At 58.8% G+C, this 18,920-nt stretch carries 19 protein-coding genes; 3 read left to right on the forward strand and 16 right to left on the reverse strand.

The annotated features are described in order from the left end of the window. Window positions 1-6: 6 nt before the first annotated feature. From astD to ttcA, 14 genes are all read right to left on the reverse strand, one after another. Window positions 7-1,473, reverse strand: coding sequence for a succinylglutamate-semialdehyde dehydrogenase (astD, locus tag Q8R10_RS02905; protein ID WP_305650853.1), 1,467 nt, complete (start codon window positions 1,471-1,473; stop codon window positions 7-9). Continuing rightward, window positions 1,470-2,507 carry an arginine N-succinyltransferase gene (gene astA / locus Q8R10_RS02910; protein ID WP_305650855.1) on the reverse strand — a complete coding sequence of 346 codons (1,038 nt, stop codon included), beginning with the start codon at window positions 2,505-2,507 and terminating at the stop codon, window positions 1,470-1,472. The genes astD and astA overlap by 4 nt, the downstream gene beginning before the upstream one ends. 159 nt (window positions 2,508-2,666) lie before the next feature. Next, window positions 2,667-3,683, reverse strand: coding sequence for an arginine/ornithine succinyltransferase subunit alpha (gene aruF / locus Q8R10_RS02915; protein ID WP_305650857.1), 1,017 nt, complete (start codon window positions 3,681-3,683; stop codon window positions 2,667-2,669). Between the two features lie 165 nt (window positions 3,684-3,848). Then, entirely contained in the window at window positions 3,849-5,069 is a 1,221-nt protein-coding gene (locus Q8R10_RS02920; protein ID WP_305650858.1) for an aspartate aminotransferase family protein, read from the reverse strand. 741 nt (window positions 5,070-5,810) lie between these two features. Next, window positions 5,811-6,830, reverse strand: coding sequence for a GlxA family transcriptional regulator (locus Q8R10_RS02925; RefSeq protein WP_305650860.1), 1,020 nt, complete (start codon window positions 6,828-6,830; stop codon window positions 5,811-5,813). A gap of 30 nt (window positions 6,831-6,860) precedes the next feature. Next, window positions 6,861-7,625 carry an arginine/ornithine transport ATP-binding protein AotP gene (gene aotP, locus Q8R10_RS02930; RefSeq protein WP_305650862.1) on the reverse strand — a complete coding sequence of 255 codons (765 nt, stop codon included), beginning with the start codon at window positions 7,623-7,625 and terminating at the stop codon, window positions 6,861-6,863. Window positions 7,626-7,813: 188 nt separating this feature from the next. After that, a complete protein-coding gene (locus Q8R10_RS02935) occupies window positions 7,814-8,512 on the reverse strand; it encodes an ABC transporter permease (RefSeq protein WP_305650864.1) in 699 nt (232 codons plus the stop codon). A gap of 16 nt (window positions 8,513-8,528) precedes the next feature. Beyond that, window positions 8,529-9,218: an ABC transporter permease gene (locus Q8R10_RS02940; protein WP_305650866.1), complete on the reverse strand. Its 690-nt coding sequence runs from the start codon at window positions 9,216-9,218 to the stop codon at window positions 8,529-8,531. A gap of 118 nt (window positions 9,219-9,336) precedes the next feature. Further along, complete coding sequence (locus Q8R10_RS02945; RefSeq protein ID WP_305650868.1) at window positions 9,337-10,116, reverse strand: ABC transporter substrate-binding protein; 780 nt, start codon at window positions 10,114-10,116, stop codon at window positions 9,337-9,339. Between the two features lie 550 nt (window positions 10,117-10,666). Beyond that, entirely contained in the window at window positions 10,667-12,622 is a 1,956-nt protein-coding gene (acs, locus tag Q8R10_RS02950; protein WP_305650871.1) for an acetate--CoA ligase, read from the reverse strand. A gap of 173 nt (window positions 12,623-12,795) precedes the next feature. Next, the gene (locus Q8R10_RS02955; protein WP_305650873.1) at window positions 12,796-13,329 is read right to left on the reverse strand and encodes a C40 family peptidase; all 534 of its coding nucleotides are present in this window, start codon (window positions 13,327-13,329) and stop codon (window positions 12,796-12,798) included. An 81-nt stretch (window positions 13,330-13,410) separates the two neighbouring features. Next, window positions 13,411-14,010, reverse strand: a complete 600-nt coding sequence (locus Q8R10_RS02960; RefSeq protein ID WP_305650875.1) for a C40 family peptidase — start codon at window positions 14,008-14,010, stop codon at window positions 13,411-13,413. 314 nt (window positions 14,011-14,324) lie between these two features. Then, on the reverse strand, window positions 14,325-14,996 hold the full coding sequence (locus tag Q8R10_RS02965) for a DNA-3-methyladenine glycosylase I (RefSeq protein ID WP_305650877.1): 672 nt from the start codon (window positions 14,994-14,996) through the stop codon (window positions 14,325-14,327). A gap of 50 nt (window positions 14,997-15,046) precedes the next feature. Continuing rightward, entirely contained in the window at window positions 15,047-15,871 is an 825-nt protein-coding gene (ttcA, locus tag Q8R10_RS02970; RefSeq protein ID WP_305650878.1) for a tRNA 2-thiocytidine(32) synthetase TtcA, read from the reverse strand. Window positions 15,872-15,978: 107 nt separating this feature from the next. Here ttcA and Q8R10_RS02975 point away from each other — a divergent pair, with 107 nt between their 5' ends. The 3 genes from Q8R10_RS02975 to Q8R10_RS02985 all read left to right on the forward strand — a co-directional run bounded on the left by Q8R10_RS02975 (window position 15,979) and on the right by Q8R10_RS02985 (window position 17,961). Continuing rightward, window positions 15,979-16,572 (forward strand): DNA-J related domain-containing protein, encoded by a 594-nt coding sequence (locus Q8R10_RS02975; RefSeq protein ID WP_305650879.1) that lies wholly within the window; start codon window positions 15,979-15,981, stop codon window positions 16,570-16,572. 163 nt (window positions 16,573-16,735) lie between these two features. Beyond that, window positions 16,736-17,335: a Yip1 family protein gene (locus Q8R10_RS02980; RefSeq protein WP_305650880.1), complete on the forward strand. Its 600-nt coding sequence runs from the start codon at window positions 16,736-16,738 to the stop codon at window positions 17,333-17,335. A 131-nt stretch (window positions 17,336-17,466) separates the two neighbouring features. Continuing rightward, window positions 17,467-17,961, forward strand: a complete 495-nt coding sequence (locus Q8R10_RS02985; protein WP_305650882.1) for a SprT family zinc-dependent metalloprotease — start codon at window positions 17,467-17,469, stop codon at window positions 17,959-17,961. Between the two features lie 33 nt (window positions 17,962-17,994). Here Q8R10_RS02985 and Q8R10_RS02990 read toward each other — a convergent pair whose 3' ends face one another. Together Q8R10_RS02990 and Q8R10_RS02995 are read right to left on the reverse strand one after the other, a co-directional pair. Beyond that, window positions 17,995-18,300, reverse strand: a complete 306-nt coding sequence (locus Q8R10_RS02990) for an NIPSNAP family protein (RefSeq protein ID WP_305650884.1) — start codon at window positions 18,298-18,300, stop codon at window positions 17,995-17,997. A gap of 12 nt (window positions 18,301-18,312) precedes the next feature. Beyond that, entirely contained in the window at window positions 18,313-18,855 is a 543-nt protein-coding gene (locus tag Q8R10_RS02995; protein ID WP_305650886.1) for a hypothetical protein, read from the reverse strand. Window positions 18,856-18,920: the final 65 nt, after the last annotated feature.

Raw genomic sequence — 18,920 nt, forward strand, 5'->3', positions numbered from 1 at the left:
AGTTGCTCACAGTGACACTCCCGGCGTCAGGGTTGCAGGCAGGCTTAGGGTTGTAGATTCCAGCGAGGCCACCGGATAAGCACAATAATCGGCCGCGTAGTAGGCGCTGGCGCGATGATTACCCGAGGCGCCGACCCCACCAAAGGGTGCACTGCTGGCGGCACCGGTGAGTTGCTTGTTCCAGTTGACGATACCGGCGCGGCTCTGCAGCCAGAACTGCTGATAACGCTCGGCCGAATCCGACAGCAGCCCGGCGGCCAAGCCAAATTGAGTGGCATTGGCCTCGGCGATGGCGGCGTCGAAGTCGCTGTAACGTATGACTTGCAGCAATGGCCCGAAGAACTCTTCATCCGGGCGATTGCTCACCGCCGTCACATCAATAATGCCCGGCGTGAGCAAGGCGGCCGTGGCTTGCGGTTGGGTCATGGTCAGCAATGCCGTCGCGCCCTTGGCCAGCAATTGCTGTTGCGCAGTGAGCAGATGCTCGGCTGCGCCCAGGGAAATCACCGACCCCATAAAAGGCACCGGAGTCGCATCGAAGGCACCGACCTGAATATTCGACGCCACCGCCACCAGGCGTGCCAGCAAGGCATCGCCCCACTCGCCTTGCGGCACCAACAAACGGCGCGCGCAAGTGCAGCGCTGGCCGGCGCTGATAAAGGCCGATTGAATGATGGTATAAACCGCCGCATCGAGATCGACGACCTCCTCGACCACCAACGGGTTATTGCCGCCCATTTCCAGCGCCAAAATTTTATCCGGGCGGCCGGCAAACTGCTTATGCAGCAAATTGCCGGTGCCGCTGGATCCGGTGAAAAACAAGCCATCGATACCAGCATCGGCGGCCAGCGCCACACCGGTTTCCCGCGCGCCCTGCAACAGGTTAAGCACACCCGCCGGCAAGCCGGCCTCGATCCAGCACTTGACCGTCAGCTCGGCGACTTTCGGGGTCAGCTCGCTCGGTTTAAAAATCACCGCATTACCAGCCAACAGCGCCGGCACTATATGACCGTTAGGCAAGTGACCGGGGAAGTTGTAGGGGCCAAATACCGCCACCACACCATGGGGTTTGTGCCGCAGCACGGCAGTGGCATCGGCCAGCGGACCACTCTTCTCGCCGGTGCGCTCGCGGTAACTTTGGATCGAAATGGCGACCTTATTGACCATGCTGGTGACTTCGGTGGCCGACTCCCAGAGTGGCTTGCCGGTTTCTTCACCGATGCACTGGGCCAGTTCATCGGCATGGCTTTTCAGGCTGGCGGCGAAGGCCTCCAGCACCGCAATCCGCTCATCCAGCGAACGCTGCGCCCACGCAGGAAATGCTTCCCGCGCGGCCGTCACCGCCGCCGTCACCTGGGCCGGCGTTGCCGCCCGGCCAGTCCAGAGCACGGCCTGGCTGACCGGATTCAAGGATTCAAAGCTGGCAGCCAAACCTTCCTGCCAAGTACCGGCAATAAAATGCGTGCTCATCAATGCTGCTCCTGCGGCAACGGCGCCCGGGCCGACAGTGGTACGGCGCGCACTTGCGCACCGGCGGTTAACTGCAAACGCTTGGCCGTCAAGGCATCCACTACCAAAGTGCCGGCAGCCATGCGGGCCTGGGCGGCGGTGATACGGCAATCGGCCAGTTTGCGGTTATGGATCAGGAAGCTGGTGGCGTCGTCGCCCGGCGTACCAATCGCCAAAATCAGCGACTGACTGTCACGCACCGCGCGGATTTTTGCCGTTTCGCACTCAATCGCCGGGCCCGCATCGAAAATATCCACATAACCCTGGTAGCTAAAACCTTCGCCCTTGAGCATCGCCAACGCCGGCTCGGTATCGGGGTGTACGCGGCCGATAATGGCGCGGGCTTCTTCCGAGAGAAAGCAGGTGTAGAGCGGAAACTTGGGCATCAACTCGGCAATAAACGCCTTGTTGCCGACGCCGGTGAGGTAGTCGGCGCGGGAGAATTCCATCTTGAAAAAATGCCGACCCAGGCTCTCCCAGAATGGGGAACGCCCGTTGGCATCGGACATGCCACGCATCTCGGCAATCACCTTGTCACCGAACAACTGCGGGAATTCGGCAATAAACAAAAACCGCGCTTTCGACAGTAAACGGCCATTAGTGCCGGTGCGCTGGCCTGCCTGCAAAAACAACGAGCACAGCTCGGAGTTACCGGTCAGGTCGTTGGCCAGAAACAGGGTGGGAATTTCCCGGTGAATATTCAGCTCTTGTGAGGAACTCACCGACAGCCCCAGCCGGTAGTTGTACCAAGGCTCGCGCTTACCCACCGCGCCGGCGATGGCGGAGATGCCGACCACCTTACCGTCGTCATCTTCGAGCACAAACAGGTAGTCGGCATCGGCCCGCTCCGCCGTGCCGGCAAAGGCTTTCTCGGCCCAACCGACCCGGTGCGCGAGGCGCTCCTCGTTAGCCGGCAAGGTGGTTAGACCGGCGCCGGTACTCAGGGCCAATTGCATCAAGGCCGGTAAATCGGCACTGCGTACGGGACGAACGATCATGTTTCCTCCGAAGGGCGGCGCGCCGACAACACGCGACCGCCGCTTGCGACCAGCTGAATTTGCCTGACGCGCAACGCGCGCCTTCTGTACTTAACAGGCCGTTGAAACCACCTGCGTTGCCCCGCTTTTAAAAAGCCAAGGGGCGTTAACAACGACCGCTTACACCGCGACCAAACGGACGCTGGCGCCTTCGCCAACCCCCAGCGCTTCGGCCACTTGCGCACTCAGGGTCAGCGGCTTACCGGGCACCCAATCCAACTCGGCCACCACCGCGCGGTAATCCTGCAGCTGACCGTTGGCGACCAGATAACTGCGTCCGCCCTGCTCAGGCTCGCCAATGCGCACCGGCACCACGCGGCTCTGGGCGATCGAGCGGATGCCCGAGGTACGTGCATGCAAGGTTGGGCCGCCGTCAAAAATATCGATGTAATGCTCGGTCTCGAAACCTTCACGCATGAGGATGTCGAAGGTGATTTGCGCCCGCGGATGCACCTGGCCCATGGCCTCTTGCGCAGCGTCCGGCAGCAGCGGCACGTAGATCGGGTAATGGGGCATCAGCTCAGCCAGGAAGGTGCGGCTTTTCAAGCTGCTCAAACGCTCGGCGGTGGTGTAACTCATGTCGAAGAAATTGCGCCCCACGGCATCCCAGAACGGCGAGTCACCCTGCTCATCGCTCTGGCCGACGATTTCCACCACCATTGCCTCGGCAAAGCGCTCGGGATGATTGCCAACAAACAGCAAACGACCCCGCGAGTTCAGCTCGGCGGCGACCGAGCGCACCAACCCAGGCTCGATGTAGAAGCTGGTCAGCAGACTGTTGCCGGTCAGGTCGTGGCAGAGCGACAGCGCATGGATCTTGTTGTGGATCGACAAGGAGCGCGAGGCATGCACAAAGGTTTCATTGCGAAAACTGTAAAACGGGTCCGAGTAACCGGCCGAGGCGACTATCGCCGAGCAACCCACCAGACGGCCGGCCTCGGTATCTTCGAGCACGAAAAAGTAGCTTTCTTCACCATTGAAGCTCACTTCTGCGGAAAACGACGCCTCGGAGGCGGCGATTTTATCGCGCAGGCAATCAGCATCATCCGGCAAGGAAGTGACACCCACCGGGCTGTCCGCAGCCAGACGCTGCACTTCAGACAGGTCGGCCATTTGCGCGGGGCGCATTACCAGCATGGGGTCACTCCTTTTAATAAAAACTCCGAGACCGACACAGTGTCGAACCCGGAGAAAACCATGACAAAAGTCACGGCACACACAGAGATCGCTCTTCCCTGAGAATCGTCGTCATTCATCCTGAATGACCGGACGGCGCAGCTTGGCTGCACCGCTCGAAAACATTTAAGCCTGAGTCAGCTTAGCCACGGCCCGCTCGAAACGCGCCAGGCCTTCTTCGATATCGGCATCTTCAACCACCAGGCTCGGGGCGAAACGCACCACATCCGGGCTGGCCTGCAACACCAACAAACCTTCAACTGCGGCGGCATCCAATACGGTTTTGGCCTTGCCCTTCCAGGCCTCGCTCAGCACGCAACCGATCAACAGACCCAGACCGCGCACTTCGCTGAACACCCCGTATTGCTGACCAATCTGCTCCAACTTGGCTTTAAAGCGGGCCGCCTTGGCTTTGACGCCGGCCAGCACCTCTGGGGTATTGACCACATCGATCACCGCCTCACCCACGGCGCAGGCCAGCGGGTTGCCGCCGTAGGTGGTGCCATGAGTGCCCACTGCTAGGTGCTTGGCAATTGCCTCGGTGGTCAGCATGGCGCCGATCGGGAAACCGCCGCCCAGGCTCTTGGCGCTGGAGAGGATGTCCGGCGTCACGCCGTAGTGCATATAGGCAAACAGCTCGCCACTGCGGCCCATGCCGGTTTGCACTTCATCAAAAATCAGCAAGGCGTTGTGTTGGTTGCACAGCTCGCGGGCGCCTTCGAGGTAGGCCTGTTCGGCTGGCAGCACACCGCCTTCGCCCTGAATCGGCTCCAGCACCACGGCGCAGGTCTTGTCCGAGATGGCGGCTTTCAGCGCGGCCAGATCGTTGAAAGGCACATGGCTGATGCCTTGGATTTTTGGCCCGAAACCGTCGGAGTACTTCGGCTGACCGCCGACACTGACGGTAAACAGGGTGCGACCGTGGAAGCTGTTGACTGCCGCGATGATTTCAAATTTCTCCGGGCCATACACATCATGGGCATAACGACGGGCCAGCTTAAACGCACCCTCGTTAGCCTCGGCGCCGGAGTTACAGAAGAACACCCGCTCGGCGAACGTGGCATCCACCAGCTTCTTGGCCAGGCGCAGGGCCGGCTCGTTGGTGAACACGTTGGAGATATGCCACATGCTGTTAGCTTGCTTGGTCAGCGCGCCGACCAACGCCGGATGGCAATGACCCAGGACGTTTACAGCGATGCCGCCGGCAAAATCCAGCAGCTCACGACCGCTCTGGTCCCAGACTCGCGAACCCTCGCCTCGCACCGGAATAAAACCGGCTGGCGCGTAGTTAGGAACCATCACCTGATCAAAATCGGCGCGTGAAACTGGCGCATGCTCAACGGACATTAAAACTCTCCAGAGAAGAAACACCGACCTTCAATGGTCGGCGTTGAAATGATTGTAGGGGCTGCCAAGGGCTTGGCATTGCCGCCATGCGACAACTTCTTACAAGGCCAACCCACGGCCCGGCAAGGCTTACAGCAATGCGACAGAAAGCATCGCGAAGTCGCAGTTTAAACGCTGTTGAAGAGCACCGCGCAGAACCGGTCAAAATTCTGTCGGCCCAAAACCCGCTCAGGCGCGGACAATCCGAGGGACTAAATTGCCCGCGAGCGGCCTCATTACGAGCCTGGCAGGCCAAGTCAGCCGGTGATTTTCTCAATGCGTTTATTCGGGCAATGAAAATGGCTATGTACCAGTTACGTGTTGCACGCAGCTTTTGTAGGGTGGGTTAGGCCACGCCCGCTCCCGGCGGGCTTGCGGCATTCACCCCATCCATGGGGATTGCGCGAACCACGGCCTGCCAGCAACGCAAAACCCGACCGCGCCGTAACCCACCATGGCGCTCGACCGGCAAACCGCATGGTGGGTTACGCGGCGCCCGGCTTGCGCGGTGATGCAAACAACCACCGTCCGCGCCGCTAACCCACCCTACGAATTACCGCGCACCAGGCATCGCCTAACCGCCCCGCACGCTTCAACACATAACTGGTACATAGCCATGAAAATGCGCCGTCAGCGTGCGCCACGGGGAGTCGCTGACACGGATTTCATTGCCCTACTCTGCGAGCGATAAGCGCTGATTAATCAGCGCCGCTCAACTGCCGGCTGGCTGATTTCGAAAGGGCTGCTGCTGCGCCGCAAGTTGCGGTCTTCGCGCGGGGTGGCGCCGAAGAAGTTGCGGTAGGCGCTAGAGAAATGCGGGCCCGAGGAGAAGCCGCAGGAGAGGCCGATCTGGATGATCGATTTGCTGGTTTGCATCAGCAACTGGCGAGCCTTATTCAGCCGCAACTCGAGGTAGTACTGACTCGGCACCCGATTGAGATACTGCTTGAAGATCCGCTCCAACTGACGCCGTGAAACGCACACATGCTGAGCGATTTCGTCGGTGGTCAGCGGCTCTTCGATATTGGCCTCCATCAGCAACACCGCCTGGGTGAGCTTCGGGTGGCTGGAACCCAAGCGATTTTGCAGTGGAATGCGCTGGCGTTCACTGCCCTCGCGAATCCGCTCAACCACCAGCTCTTCACTGACCGCCCCGGCCAGCTCCGCGCCGTGATCACGGGCCAGAATCGCCAGCAGCAAATCCAGCACCGCCAAGCCACCACAGGCGCTGAGGCGATCACGATCCCAGTCGAACAAATGACTGGTGGCAATTACCTTGGGGAAACGCTCGGTAAAGTCGTCCTGCCAGCGCCAGTGCACCGAGGCCCGGTAGCCATCCAGCAAGCCCATCTGCGCCAGCGGATAGACGCCCGCCGACAGTCCACCAATGGCGCAACCGCCACGGACCAGATGTTTAATCGCACTAGAGAGTGCCGGAGCCAAGCTGGTGGGCGGCTCATCGGCGAGCAAAAAAAGCTTTTGCAAACCCTCCAGCTTGCCCGCCCAAAGCTCGCCCGGCAGACGCCAACCGGCCTCATCCGGCGCACTGGCATCGTCGGCAGCCCCTTGCGTCGGCGCTTCGACTTGCAAGAAACGCAGCTCATAGTGCACGTCCGGATGGACGCGCTGCGCCACCCGCAAGGCTTCTTCAGCCAGCGCCAAGGTGATGGCCCGAGTACCCGGCCACAGCAAAAAACCGATACGACGCACAGTGCTAGTCATGACTGGCAGTCTAGCTGCGGGCTCCAACACTTACTTCAAACTGCCGGAAAGAAATTGTTGCAGGCGCTCGGACTGCGGATTGGCCAAGACCTCTTTCGGGCAACCACGCTCTTCGACCAAGCCTTTGTGCAAGAACACCAACTGATTCGACACCTCGCGGGCAAAACCCATTTCGTGGGTGACCACCACCATGGTGCGGCCTTCTTGTGCGAGATCCTGCATGACCTTGAGCACTTCACCGACCAACTCGGGGTCGAGCGCCGAGGTCGGCTCGTCAAACAACATCACCTCCGGCTCCATCGCCAGGGCGCGGGCAATCGCTACCCGCTGCTGCTCGCCGCCGGACATGTGCGCCGGGTAAGCGTCCTTACGATGGGCCACACCGACCTTGTTCAGGTAGTGCTCGGCCTTTTCCTGGGCTTCCTTCTTGCTCATACCGAGCACATGCACCGGGGCCTCCATGACGTTTTCCAGCGCACTCATGTGCGACCAGAGGTTGAAGTGCTGAAACACCATGGACAACCGCGAGCGCATGCGCTGCAACTGTTTAGGGTCGACTGCTTTCAGCGCGCCGTCCTTGTTGGCGACCAGCTTGAGCTCCTCGCCATTCAGTAAAATCTTGCCGGCATGGGGCTGCTCCAGCAAATTGATGCAGCGCAGAAAGGTGCTTTTGCCCGAGCCGCTGGAGCCAATAATGCTGATCACGTCGCCGGCTTTGGCCGCCAGCGACACACCCTTGAGCACCTCATTACTGCCGTAACGCTTGTGCAGGTCCTGGACTTCAAGTTTGTACATGGTCTGGGTTCTCGTATACGAATGCGGTTTATCAGGGAGCCAGGCTTAGCAGGCCGTTGAAAAATGTAGCGAGCGACGGCTAGGCAAGGCGAAATCGGCCGAAAAAGCGCAGTTTACGTGTTGTAAATGAGCATTTTGAGGCCGGTTTCAACGCTGCATAGCCTAGCGCAGTAGTTTTCAACGGCCTGCTAGTGCTTACGCGGCGCCAAGTAGGCCAACCAACGGTGCTCAGCCAGCTTGAACAGGCGCACCAAAATAAAGGTCAGGCACAGGTAAAAGGCGCCAGCGGTAATAAACGCCTCAAACGGCAAGTAGTACTGCGAGCTGATGGTGCGCGCCGCGCCGGTGATATCGATCAGAGTCACGATCGAGGCCAGGCTGGTGGTGTGCAGCATCATGATTACCTCGTTACTGTACTGCGGTAGCGCCCGGCGCAATGCCGAGGGCAATAAAATCCGCCGGTACAGCTTGGACCGCGACATGCCCACGGCCTTGGCGGCCTCGATTTCACCCGGCGGAATAGTCTTCAGACTGCCGGCAAGAATCTCCGCGCTGTAGGCGCTGGTGTTAATCGCAAAGGCCAGACAAGCGCAGAAGGTGGCGTTCGACAGGTACGGCCACAACACACTGGCGCGCACCGCCTCAAACTGAGCCAGACCGTAATAGATCAAAAACAGCTGCACCAACATCGGCGTGCCACGAATCACATAGGTGTAAAGCCAGGCTGGGAAATTCACCCAGGGCTGCTTGGACACCCGCATCAACCCCAGCGGAATGGCCAACAACAAGCCCAAACCAAGGGAAATCAGCAAAATCTTCAGGGTTACCAATACGCCACCCAGGTACAGCGGCAAATTGGCCCAGATCACCGAAAAGTCAAAAATCACGCTTTAGCCCCCCGCATCACAGCTCCACCGTCTTGATACCCGCAGAGTAACGCTGCTCCAAGGCGCGCAGCGCCAGCAACGAAACACTGGTTAGCAGCAGATACAGCGCCGCCACCGCGAGAAAAAACGTAAAGGGCTGATGGGTCGCATCGGCCGCACTCTTGGCCCGAAACATCATGTCCTGCAGACCGACCACCGAGATCAGCGCGGTGGCCTTGGTCAGCACCAGCCAGTTATTGGTAAAGCCAGGAATCGCCAGGCGAATCATCTGCGGCACCAGAATACGGAAAAACACCTGCATCCCGCTCATGCCGTACGCCGCACCGGCCTCGCCCTGCCCTTGCGGAATCGACATAAAAGCGCCACGAAAGGTCTCCGACAAATAGGCACCAAAGATAAACCCCAAGGTGCCAACACCGGCGACAAAGGGATTGATATCGATGTACTCGTCATAGCCGACTAGCGGTGCGAGTCTGTTGATCAGGTCCTGACCGCCGTAGAAAATCAGCAGAATCAACACCAGATCGGGAATTCCGCGAATCACCGTGGCGTAGGTTTCACCCAGCAACGATAACCAGCGAATCGGCGACAGGCGAAACGCAGCGCCGAGTAGCCCCAGCGCGCAGGCCAGGGTCATCGACGACAAGGCCAGCGCCAAGGTCAGCCAAGCACCTTCAAGAATGGTCGAGCCATAGCCGTTAAGCATGGTTTAGCTCCTCAGGCGGTACGCCCTAACAACGCGGGCAACACCGCCACAACGAAAAAGTGGCACAACCGCAGACAGAAGTTTGTGCCACTTTCAGGAAAACGCCTGAGCTGTAAATTCAGTCGCCGTAGATGTCGAACTGGAAGTACTTGCCCTGCACTGCCTGGTACTTACCGTTGGCGCGAATGGCGGCAATGGCTGCGCTGAATTTGTCTGCCAGGGCCTTATCACCCTTGCGCACGGCGATACCTGCACCTTCGCCAAAGTATTTCGGATCGCTAACAGTCGGCCCTACCAGAGCAAAACCTTTACCAGCGTCGGTCTTGAGGAAACCATCGTCGATATTGACCGCATCGGCCAGGGTGGTGTCGACTCGACCGGAGGTCAGATCGAGAAATATCTCGTTCTGCGAGCCGTAACGCACCACTTCTATACCGGCTGGCGCGAACACTTCAGTGGCGTAGCGATCGTAGATCGAGGCGCGCTGCACACCGACTTTTTTGCCCTTGAGATCAACCAACGGATCCTTGACCTCGGTGCCGGCCTTCATCACCAAACGCGCCGGCGAGTTGTAGTATTTCTTGCTGAAATCCACCGACTTCAGCCGCTCTTCGGTGATGTTCATCGACGACAACACCGCATCGAACTTACGCACTTTCAGGGCTGGGATCAGGCCGTCGAACTCTTGCTCGATCCACACGCACTTGACCTGCATTTCGGCACACAGGGCATTGCCCATGTCGTAGTCAAAACCGGTGATAGCACCTTCGGGGGTTTTCATCGCAAAGGGTGGGTAGGCCGCCTCGATGCCAATGCGCAGTGGCTTGGCTTCATCGGCCTGCGCCAACGACGACAACAGCGACAGCGCCAAGGCGCCGAGAAGTGCAATGTTCTTCATCGTGAGACTCCTTCAAGTGTAATTAGCCACAGATGGCAGAAATCCAAACGCCCGGCATATGCGTGCATTGAGTGTAGAAACAGTCGCTGTATTTGCCGTGCGCCGAAGTTGCGCAACGGCAGGATCTGCGCGTGCTGCATTCTAGCGACAGGCCTAAGGCCGATATTTCTTCAATGCGACAACTAGTTACACAACAGCTTGCCCGGCAGTGCGGGCGGATTGACATGCGCCGCATAACATGCAGCGCAAGAAAGATTTTCTAACCTATGATAAAAGCAAAAACCACGCCAATAATCGCAAAACCCATCTATAACGCCACTTACAGCCAATCATCACAGCGCACAAATAGTCCAAAGCGCTCCAAAACGCCCCATCAGCGAGCAGCCTGCTACCGACAAAGGTTACCTTTGGTGCTACACAGGCCCGCCGAACACGCACAAGTCATCAGCAAAAAGGCCGATTTTAATTGCACTAGTTTCTTTACCCATAACAGAAACAATTAGGCCCCGACACAGCTTGTGACTGTGTCGGGGCCTAATAAGGACCTCAATCAGGCCGCTTGCATGCTGCGATGGGTCTCAACTAGGTGCTGCACCACGCCAGGGTCGGCCAGCGTGGAGATGTCGCCAAGAGTGTCGTACTCGGCCACGGCGATCTTGCGCAGGATACGGCGCATGATCTTACCCGAGCGAGTCTTGGGCAAACCCGGAGCCCACTGGATCACGTCCGGCGAGGCGATCGGACCGATCTCCTTGCGCACCCAATTCTTCAACTCCTGACGCAACTGCTCGCAAGGCTCTTCACCATCGTTCAGGGTGACATACACATAGATACCCTGCCCCTTGATGTCGTGGGGCATACCGACCACAGCAGCCTCGGCGACCTTGGGGTGGGCAACCATGGCGCTCTCGATTTCGGCAGTGCCCATGCGGTGGCCAGACACGTTCAGCACATCATCGACGCGACCGGTGATCCAGTAGTAGCCGTCCTCGTCACGCCGGGCGCCGTCACCGGTGAAGTACATGCCCTTGAAGGTCTTGAAGTAGGTATCGACGAAGCGATCATGGTCGCCATACAGGCTGCGCGCCTGACCCGGCCATGAATCGATAATCACCAGATTACCTTCGGCGGCCCCTTCAATCAGGTTGCCCAGATTGTCCACCAACGCCGGCTGCACGCCGAAGAATGGCCGAGTCGCCGAGCCCGGTTTAAGCGCCGTGGCACCCGGCAGCGGGCTAATCATCACGCCGCCGGTTTCGGTCTGCCACCAGGTATCGACAATCGGGCAGCGCGACTTACCCACCTCTTGGTAATACCACTGCCAAGCCTCTGGATTGATCGGCTCACCGACCGAACCCAGCAGGCGCAAGCTGGAGCCATCGGCGCCCTGCATGGCGGCCTTGCCTTGGGCCATCATGGCGCGGATCGCCGTTGGCGCGGTGTAGAGGATGCTGACCTGGTGCTTGTCGACGATCTTCGCCACGCGGGTCATGTCCGGGTAGTTCGGCACCCCTTCAAACAGCAGGGTGGTGGCGCCATTGGCCAGCGGCCCGTAGACGATATAGCTGTGGCCGGTGACCCAGCCCACATCGGCGGTGCACCAATAGACTTCGCCGGGCTTGTAGTCGAACACCCGCTCATGGGTCAGCGCCGCATACAGCAAATAACCACCGGTGGTGTGCAGCACGCCCTTGGGTTTTCCGGTGGAGCCGGAGGTGTAGAGGATAAACAGCGGGTCTTCGGCGCCCATTTCTTTTGGCGCACAAACGCTGCCGGCCACCTTCATCAGGTCCTCAAACCAAACGTCGCGATGGGGGTGCCACTTGATCTCGCCGCCGGTGCGGCGCACCACGATGACCTTCTGCACACTATTGGTTTCTGGATTGGCCAGGGCGTCATCCACATTGGCCTTCAGCGGGGTCTTCTTGCCGCCGCGCACGCCCTCATCGGCGGTGATCACTAGCTTCGACCGGCAGTCGATAATCCGCCCCGCCAGCGCCTCTGGCGAGAAACCACCGAACACCACCGAGTGAATAGCACCGATCCGGGTACAGGCCAGCATGGCCACTACCGCCTCGGGAATCATCGGCATATAGATGGTCACCACGTCGCCGCGATGCACGTCCTGACCGCGCAAGGCGTTGGCAAATTTGCACACCTGCTCATGCAGTTGGCGATAGGTGATTTCTTGATGATCGGCCGGATCGTCGCCCTCCCAGATAATTGCAATTTGCTCGCCACGCTCCGCTAAGTGCCGGTCGAGGCAGTTGGCCGAGACGTTCAAGGTGCCGTCGGCAAACCATTTGATGTCGACATGGTGATCGTCGAACGAGGTCTGCTTGACCTTGGTGAAGGGCGTGATCCAGTCCAGTCGCTTGGCCTGCTCACGCCAGAAGCCGTCAGGATTAATCACCGACTGCTGGTACATGGATTTATAGGTAGCTTCGTCGGTCAATGACTGGGCGGCCATTTCGGGACGCACGGGATACAGGGAAGCGGCACTCATGGCTTTTACCTCGACGGGGGTGTTGTTGTTATTCATGGCTATTTTTTAGCCCCACTGGCGCATTCAAACCATTCGACCATGGTCTTAGTCGAGGATTTCACGCCTATGACAGACAAAAAAATAGGCGACCTACCGGTCGCCTACATTCCTGCTTAAGCGCTCAAAATCGCCGCCTAACTGCCCCCTGGCCAAGCCTGCGCCGCCAGCTGATTAGCGTCGAGAACGCGCTTGGCATTCAGATAACTCTTTTGCCAATAGGCCGTCGACAAGCTCTCCAGCCGCACTGTACCGCCACTGGAAGGGGCATGCACAAAACGCCCATCACCGACATAAATACCAGCATGACTGACCTTGCCGCCGCCACTGGTGGCAAAAAATACCAGGTCGCCGGTCTGTAACGCCTCGCGGCGGATGCTCGGCACCGGCATGGCCAGCAGCTCACGGGTCGAGCGCGGCAGCACAATGCCGGCCGCATCGCGGTAGACATAACCGATCAAACCACTGCAATCAAAACCACTTTGCGGGGTGTTGCCGCCATACACATAGGGCGTGCCGACCAAACCTATGGCGCGCAACAGCACGTCATCGGCAGACGCCGAAAAATGTTCGACCGGAGCTTGAGTTACAGGATTTGGTGGCGGATGACTGACGCACGCGGTCAGTAGGGCAGTCACGAGGACAAGCGCGAGGCGGGACAAGAGAGTCATATTAGGGCGATCCCGTGGCTGAATGCGCCCTACTCTGCCGCGCCGCAAGCCCTGATGCAAGGCTCAGGGCGCGATAACGACTCAGCGATGCAGCGGGCTATGCTGCGACTGCGCCGGAGCTTGGGCCAACACCCGCTTGGCTTCCATAAAGCTGGAGCGCCAGTAACGATCATCCATGCTATCGACCCGCACGCCGCCACTGCGACTGCTGGAGGAGTGAATGAACTGGTCATCGCCGATATAGATACCGGCATGGCTCACGCGGCCACGGCCACGGTTATTGAAAAACACGATATCGCCGGGCTCCAACTCATTACGCGAGACCAGCGGCGCATCCAGATTGATCATTTCACGGGTGGAGCGCGGCAATTGGATACCGGCCTCCTCGCGAAACAGATAGCCAACAAAACCGCTGCAGTCGAAACCGGTCTTGGTCGAGGTGCCGCCGGCACGATAGCGCGTGCCAACCAATTCGAAACCACGATCGAGAATGCTGTCAGCCAAGATCGGCAGCTGATAAGGGGTTTCGTCGGTCAGCTCGCTAACCTGTTCACGACTAGGCTCAGCCAGCGGCAAAGAGGCCGGCTGCTGAGCGATTTGCGGCTGCACAACATGGCCTGCACAGGCAGACAAGAGGGCGGCAAAGGCCAACGGAACGAGAGGTGCGAAGCGATTGAGCATGGGCACGGCCGTGTCTGTATTTATTTGAAGGGCCCGAATATGCCTTCCACTGCCCTTATATGCAAATTTAATTAGCCCTAGTGTGACTTATAGCCATCGGCTAGCGCTCTAAGGGCCGGCACTTAAATTGCTGCGTCGCTGGCAATTTCAACACCGGCTAAAAAACCTTAAAGCGGTTAATTGCGGTGCATAGCGAGCGGTAACAAAACTGAACACTTGGTTCAATTTTCGACCCACTCGCCCCTTTAACACCGTTCGTCAGTTCAGCATCGGACCAGCTGCCTCAAGCGCCCTCAGTCGCCCTCAGTCGCCACTCAATGATTAACCGTGTGCGCCAGCATTACCGACAGCTGACACATAGGCCGCCCGCTTTGCGCGTGCCACTGATTAAACGCTGCCTGCACGGCCGCCAGGTCTTTTTGGCTACTAGGGGCTTTGTCGATGATCTGCTGGGCCTTGAGGGCGGCGACCACATCGTCGGAAGGTATAAAGGTGTCTTTGCCCATCATGCGCAGCAAGCGCGGCGCCGACAGTCCACCCAGATGGGTGCCGTGCTTGGCCAAGTACTTCCACAGCCCAACGCTGTCGGTCACCGGCCAGTCGGCAATCAGCGCGCCAAAACTGCCGTATTCACGCGCCACATCCAGCACCATCTGCGCGTTACGGGGCACGCTCTTGAGCTTGCCGAGATGGCGAATCAACTGGGCGTTTTGCATCAGTCGTTCCAGATGTTCGGCGCCCATCAGCACGACTTTTTCCGGAGCGAAGCCGAAAAACGCCGTCTCGAACGCCGGCCACTTGGCATCGACCAGACTGTGCTTTAACCCGGCGCGAAACACCCGCAGGGCGATCAGCGACAGGTAACGGTCATCGCTGATCTGGCGCAACTCTTCAGCAGCCTTGGGCAGCGGCAAGTACGCTTCAAGCGCTGCGGTCGAACCAAAACGGTTCAGGCAATACTCATGCAACCATTTGTAGTCGCGCATCCGCGTCCCTCGCAGCTATATATAGAAGAAGCGCAGAGCGCTGCGCTCACTCAGATATTGAGTAAATCGACAAAGCGCGGGGTGGCGCTTGCATCGATACGCAGGCTGGCGAAGTCAAACAGGTCACGATCAGCCAATTGCGACGGCGCAACGTGCTGCAAAGCACGAAACATGATGTCGGTGCGCCCCGGCGTCTTGCGCTCCCACTCTTGCAGCATCTCTTTGACGACCTGGCGCTGCAGGTTCTCCTGCGAGCCACAGAGGTTGCACGGGATGATCGGGAATTCTTTGAGCTGGGCATATTCCTCGATGTCGACCTCTTTGCAGTAGGCCAGGGGCCGGATCACCACGTTGCGACCATCGTCCGAGAGCAACTTAGGCGGCATGGCCTTGAGCGTGCCGCCGTAAAACATATTGAGGAAAAAGGTTTCCAGAATGTCGTCGCGGTGATGCCCCAGGGCCATCTTGGTCGCGCCAATTTCATCGGCGTAGGTGTAGAGCGTGCCACGGCGCAAACGCGAGCACAGCGAGCAAGTGGTCTTGCCCTCAGGGATCATCTCTTTGACCACCGAATAGGTGTCTTTTTCGATGATGTGATAGGCCACCCCGACGGACTCCAAGTACGCCGGCAGCACATGTTCAGGAAAGCCCGGCTGCTTCTGATCCATATTGACCGCGACTATCTCGAACTTGATCGGTGCGACCTTTTGCAGGTGCAGCAATATATCGAGCATGCAGTAACTGTCTTTGCCGCCCGACAGACAGACCATCACCTTGTCACCGTCCTCAATCATTTTGAAATCGGTGACCGCCTCGCCGGCTAGGCGGCGTAGACGTTTCTGCAGTTTGTTTTGATTGACCGAAAGGCTGCTCATGGCGCGCTAAAATCCGCAGGAGTCGTAATAAAGTCCGGCATTTTACCCATAAAGCCCGGCACACCCCAGCACCGCAATCGCGCAAAACGCCGTGCTAATCTCAGCCCATGACTCCTGACATCCAGTCCCCCACAGATCTTGCCGAACAGCTCTTGGCGCTATTACAAGCCGCCAGTGACGGCTGTAGCGAATACCAGCTGATCCAGCAACTCAGACAACAGCAGTCGGCGCATTTCGACAACCTGGCGAGCGACCCGCAACTGGCGTTGTTTCAGACCCACTTTCTGATTTTCAACGCGCTCTACCTTTTGCGCGAGCGACTCTGGCAGGCGCGCAGCGCGCACCTGCAGATCAGCCCACTGTGCTGCCAATTACTGCCCTACCAAGCCGGCAGCGCCGAGCTAGCCGAGCATGACCCGCTACGCGACTACTACCTCGACCTGCAGCACCTGCACAGCACCAGAGCCTGCGACGTAGAGCAACTGCTCGCCAGCTTCTGGAGCCGCCTGCAGGGCGGTGACGAGCAGCGCGCAGCCCTCGAGTTGTTCGAGCTAAGCGGCCAACCAATGCTTGATCTGGCCCGCATCAAGCACCGCTATCGACAGTTGGTCAGCCAACATCACCCCGATCGGGGTGGCAACACCGGCCGACTGCAATCGATCAATTTGGCGTTTGAAATACTTCAGCGCTATTACAGATGAGTTTCACGATCAAATTTGCTCTAACGCGCTGAGCCGCACGGGGGCAAACCTCTGTCTATACTGCGACATACGGTCGCATTGAATCGGCCTACGCACCCGCTGGCGCTACCCATGCGCAGCGGGCGCTTGCCGGGGTGATCGCAATAATAATAGGAGGTGCTGCATGATCCATCACGTCTGGGGACTTTTCACCCATCCCGATGAGGAATGGCAAGAAATTCGTGGCGACGAAGAAAGCATCAGCCACATGTACCTTACCCACGTGCTGCTGTTGGCAGCCATCCCGGCAGTTTCGGCCTTTATCGGCACCACCAAAGTCGGCTGGACCATCGGCAATGGGGCGCCGGTCATGCTCACGCAAGCCAGCGCCTTACAGATGACCATCATGTCTTACCTGGCTATGCTGGCGGGGGTTGCCGTAATGGCCGCGGTAGTGCACTGGATGGCGCGCACCTATGACGCAGCGCCAAGCATGGCGCAAAGCGTGGTGTTCTCGGCGTACACCGCCACCCCCCTGTTTATCGGCGGCTTGGCGGCGCTCTACCCTAACCTGTGGCTGGCGATGTTCGTCGGCACGGCGGCCATCTGTTACACGGTTTACCTGCTCTATGTGGGTATTCCGACCTTTATGAGTATTCCGGCCGAAGAAGGTTTTCTGTTCTCCAGCTCAGTACTGGCCGTAGGCCTGGTGGTACTGGTGTCGATGATGGCGCTGTCGGTAATTCTCTGGGGCATCGGTATAGGCCCGGTCTACACCAGTTGATCTATACCAATTGAGAACTAGCTGAGGCTTGTTGCACGAATAACGAAGCCGCTCATAGAGCGGCTTCGTCGTTTTCTGGCTGCTGCTTTTGACCGGCTTGGGCATAATTGGCGGATTCACCGGAGCCATGCATGCCAGAACAACTCAACCAGCGGATTGAAACTTGCTATCAGCAAGCCGAGGCATTTTTTAAGCGCAGCTTCAACCGGCCGACCGTCAGCTTTAAATTACGCGGGCAAAAAGCCGGGGTGGCGCACCTCGACGAAAACCTGCTGCGGTTTAACCCGCAGCTGTATCAAGCCAACCACGCAGACTTCCTCAAACAGACGGTCGCCCACGAAGTGGCCCATCTGGTCGCCCATCAGCTGTTTGGCCCACGAATTCAAGCCCACGGTGAGGAGTGGCAGCTGATCATGCGCGGCGTCTACGAACTGCCGCCCCATCGTTGCCACAACTATGCCGTAGAGCGCCGCAGCGCAACCCGCTACGTCTACAGCTGCGCCTGCCCGGGCCGCGACTTCCCCTTCTCCGCCCAGCGCCACACCCTGGTGCGCAAAGGGCGCCGCTACTACTGCCGCAGCTGCAAAGCGACGCTGATATACAGCGGCGAGCAGCGCAAAGAGTAGCAAAAGCAGCGGCATGCCCTAGCGCTGCAGCGCCTATTCGAATACCGGCCGAAAGAAACTGCGCTCATAGCTGAGAATGCACTGAGTGTCCTGGGCGTACTGAAAGGCCGCCTGGCATTCGGGGTCTTGCATGGAGTCGTGGCGGTATTGTTCGTAGGTGGCCAGGCTGGGAAAAGTGAATAGCGCCAGGGCGATATTGTTGGCGCCTTCGGATGGCAGAAAGTAGCCGTGGTGCTGGCCGCCAAAGCGCGCGACCAGAGCGATCCACAGTTTTCCGTAGTGCTCGAATTCCTTGAGCTTGTTTGGGTCGAGGACATAGCGCAGATAACAAGTGACCATAAACCCTCTCGCTTATTTAACGACGCTGAAATCCTTACCCCACAACCGCAGCGATTTCGGCCCTTCCACCGGCCCCTGGAACACGAACTTCTGCCGCACACCGGTCTTCGGTGGCACTGTGACTTCGTCGGGATTATCGATGCCGGGAATCAGACTGCTGGAGTAGTCGTCCTGATCGATGGCCAGCAGCGCGCCGTTTTGCCAGAGGTTGATCAGGCGTACGGGCTTGTCGGTGAGGTTTTTAAAACCGAGCAAGGCGCTGAGGTTTCCTTCGACGGCTTCGACTTTCAGCAGTTTCACCTCGACCTTGCCGTCCAGTTGCTCGAGCTGGGAAATGATCAACGCGCCATCGGCGCCCTGGGCCGACTCGCGGCCTTCGGTGACGCCTTCGGAGGCGCCGCCCAGCAGGTTCTTGCCGGCAGAAATCGCCGACGACACTGCAGCCTTGGCCGATTCCTTGAGGGTGCTGGTCTCGCCCGCCGGTTCTTCGGCGCAGGCCATACCCGCGCTCAATAGCAGCGCCAGCGCCGTGCTCATTCCTGAATGCTTGCCCATGCTTGTTGCTCCTTGTTCTCTGTCGACAGCGGCGTTGTAGCAGGCAGTGTGAAAACTACTGCGCT

The sequence above is a fragment of the Pseudomonas sp. genome, assembly GCF_030698175.1.
Lineage (GTDB): Bacteria > Pseudomonadota > Gammaproteobacteria > Pseudomonadales > Pseudomonadaceae > Aquipseudomonas.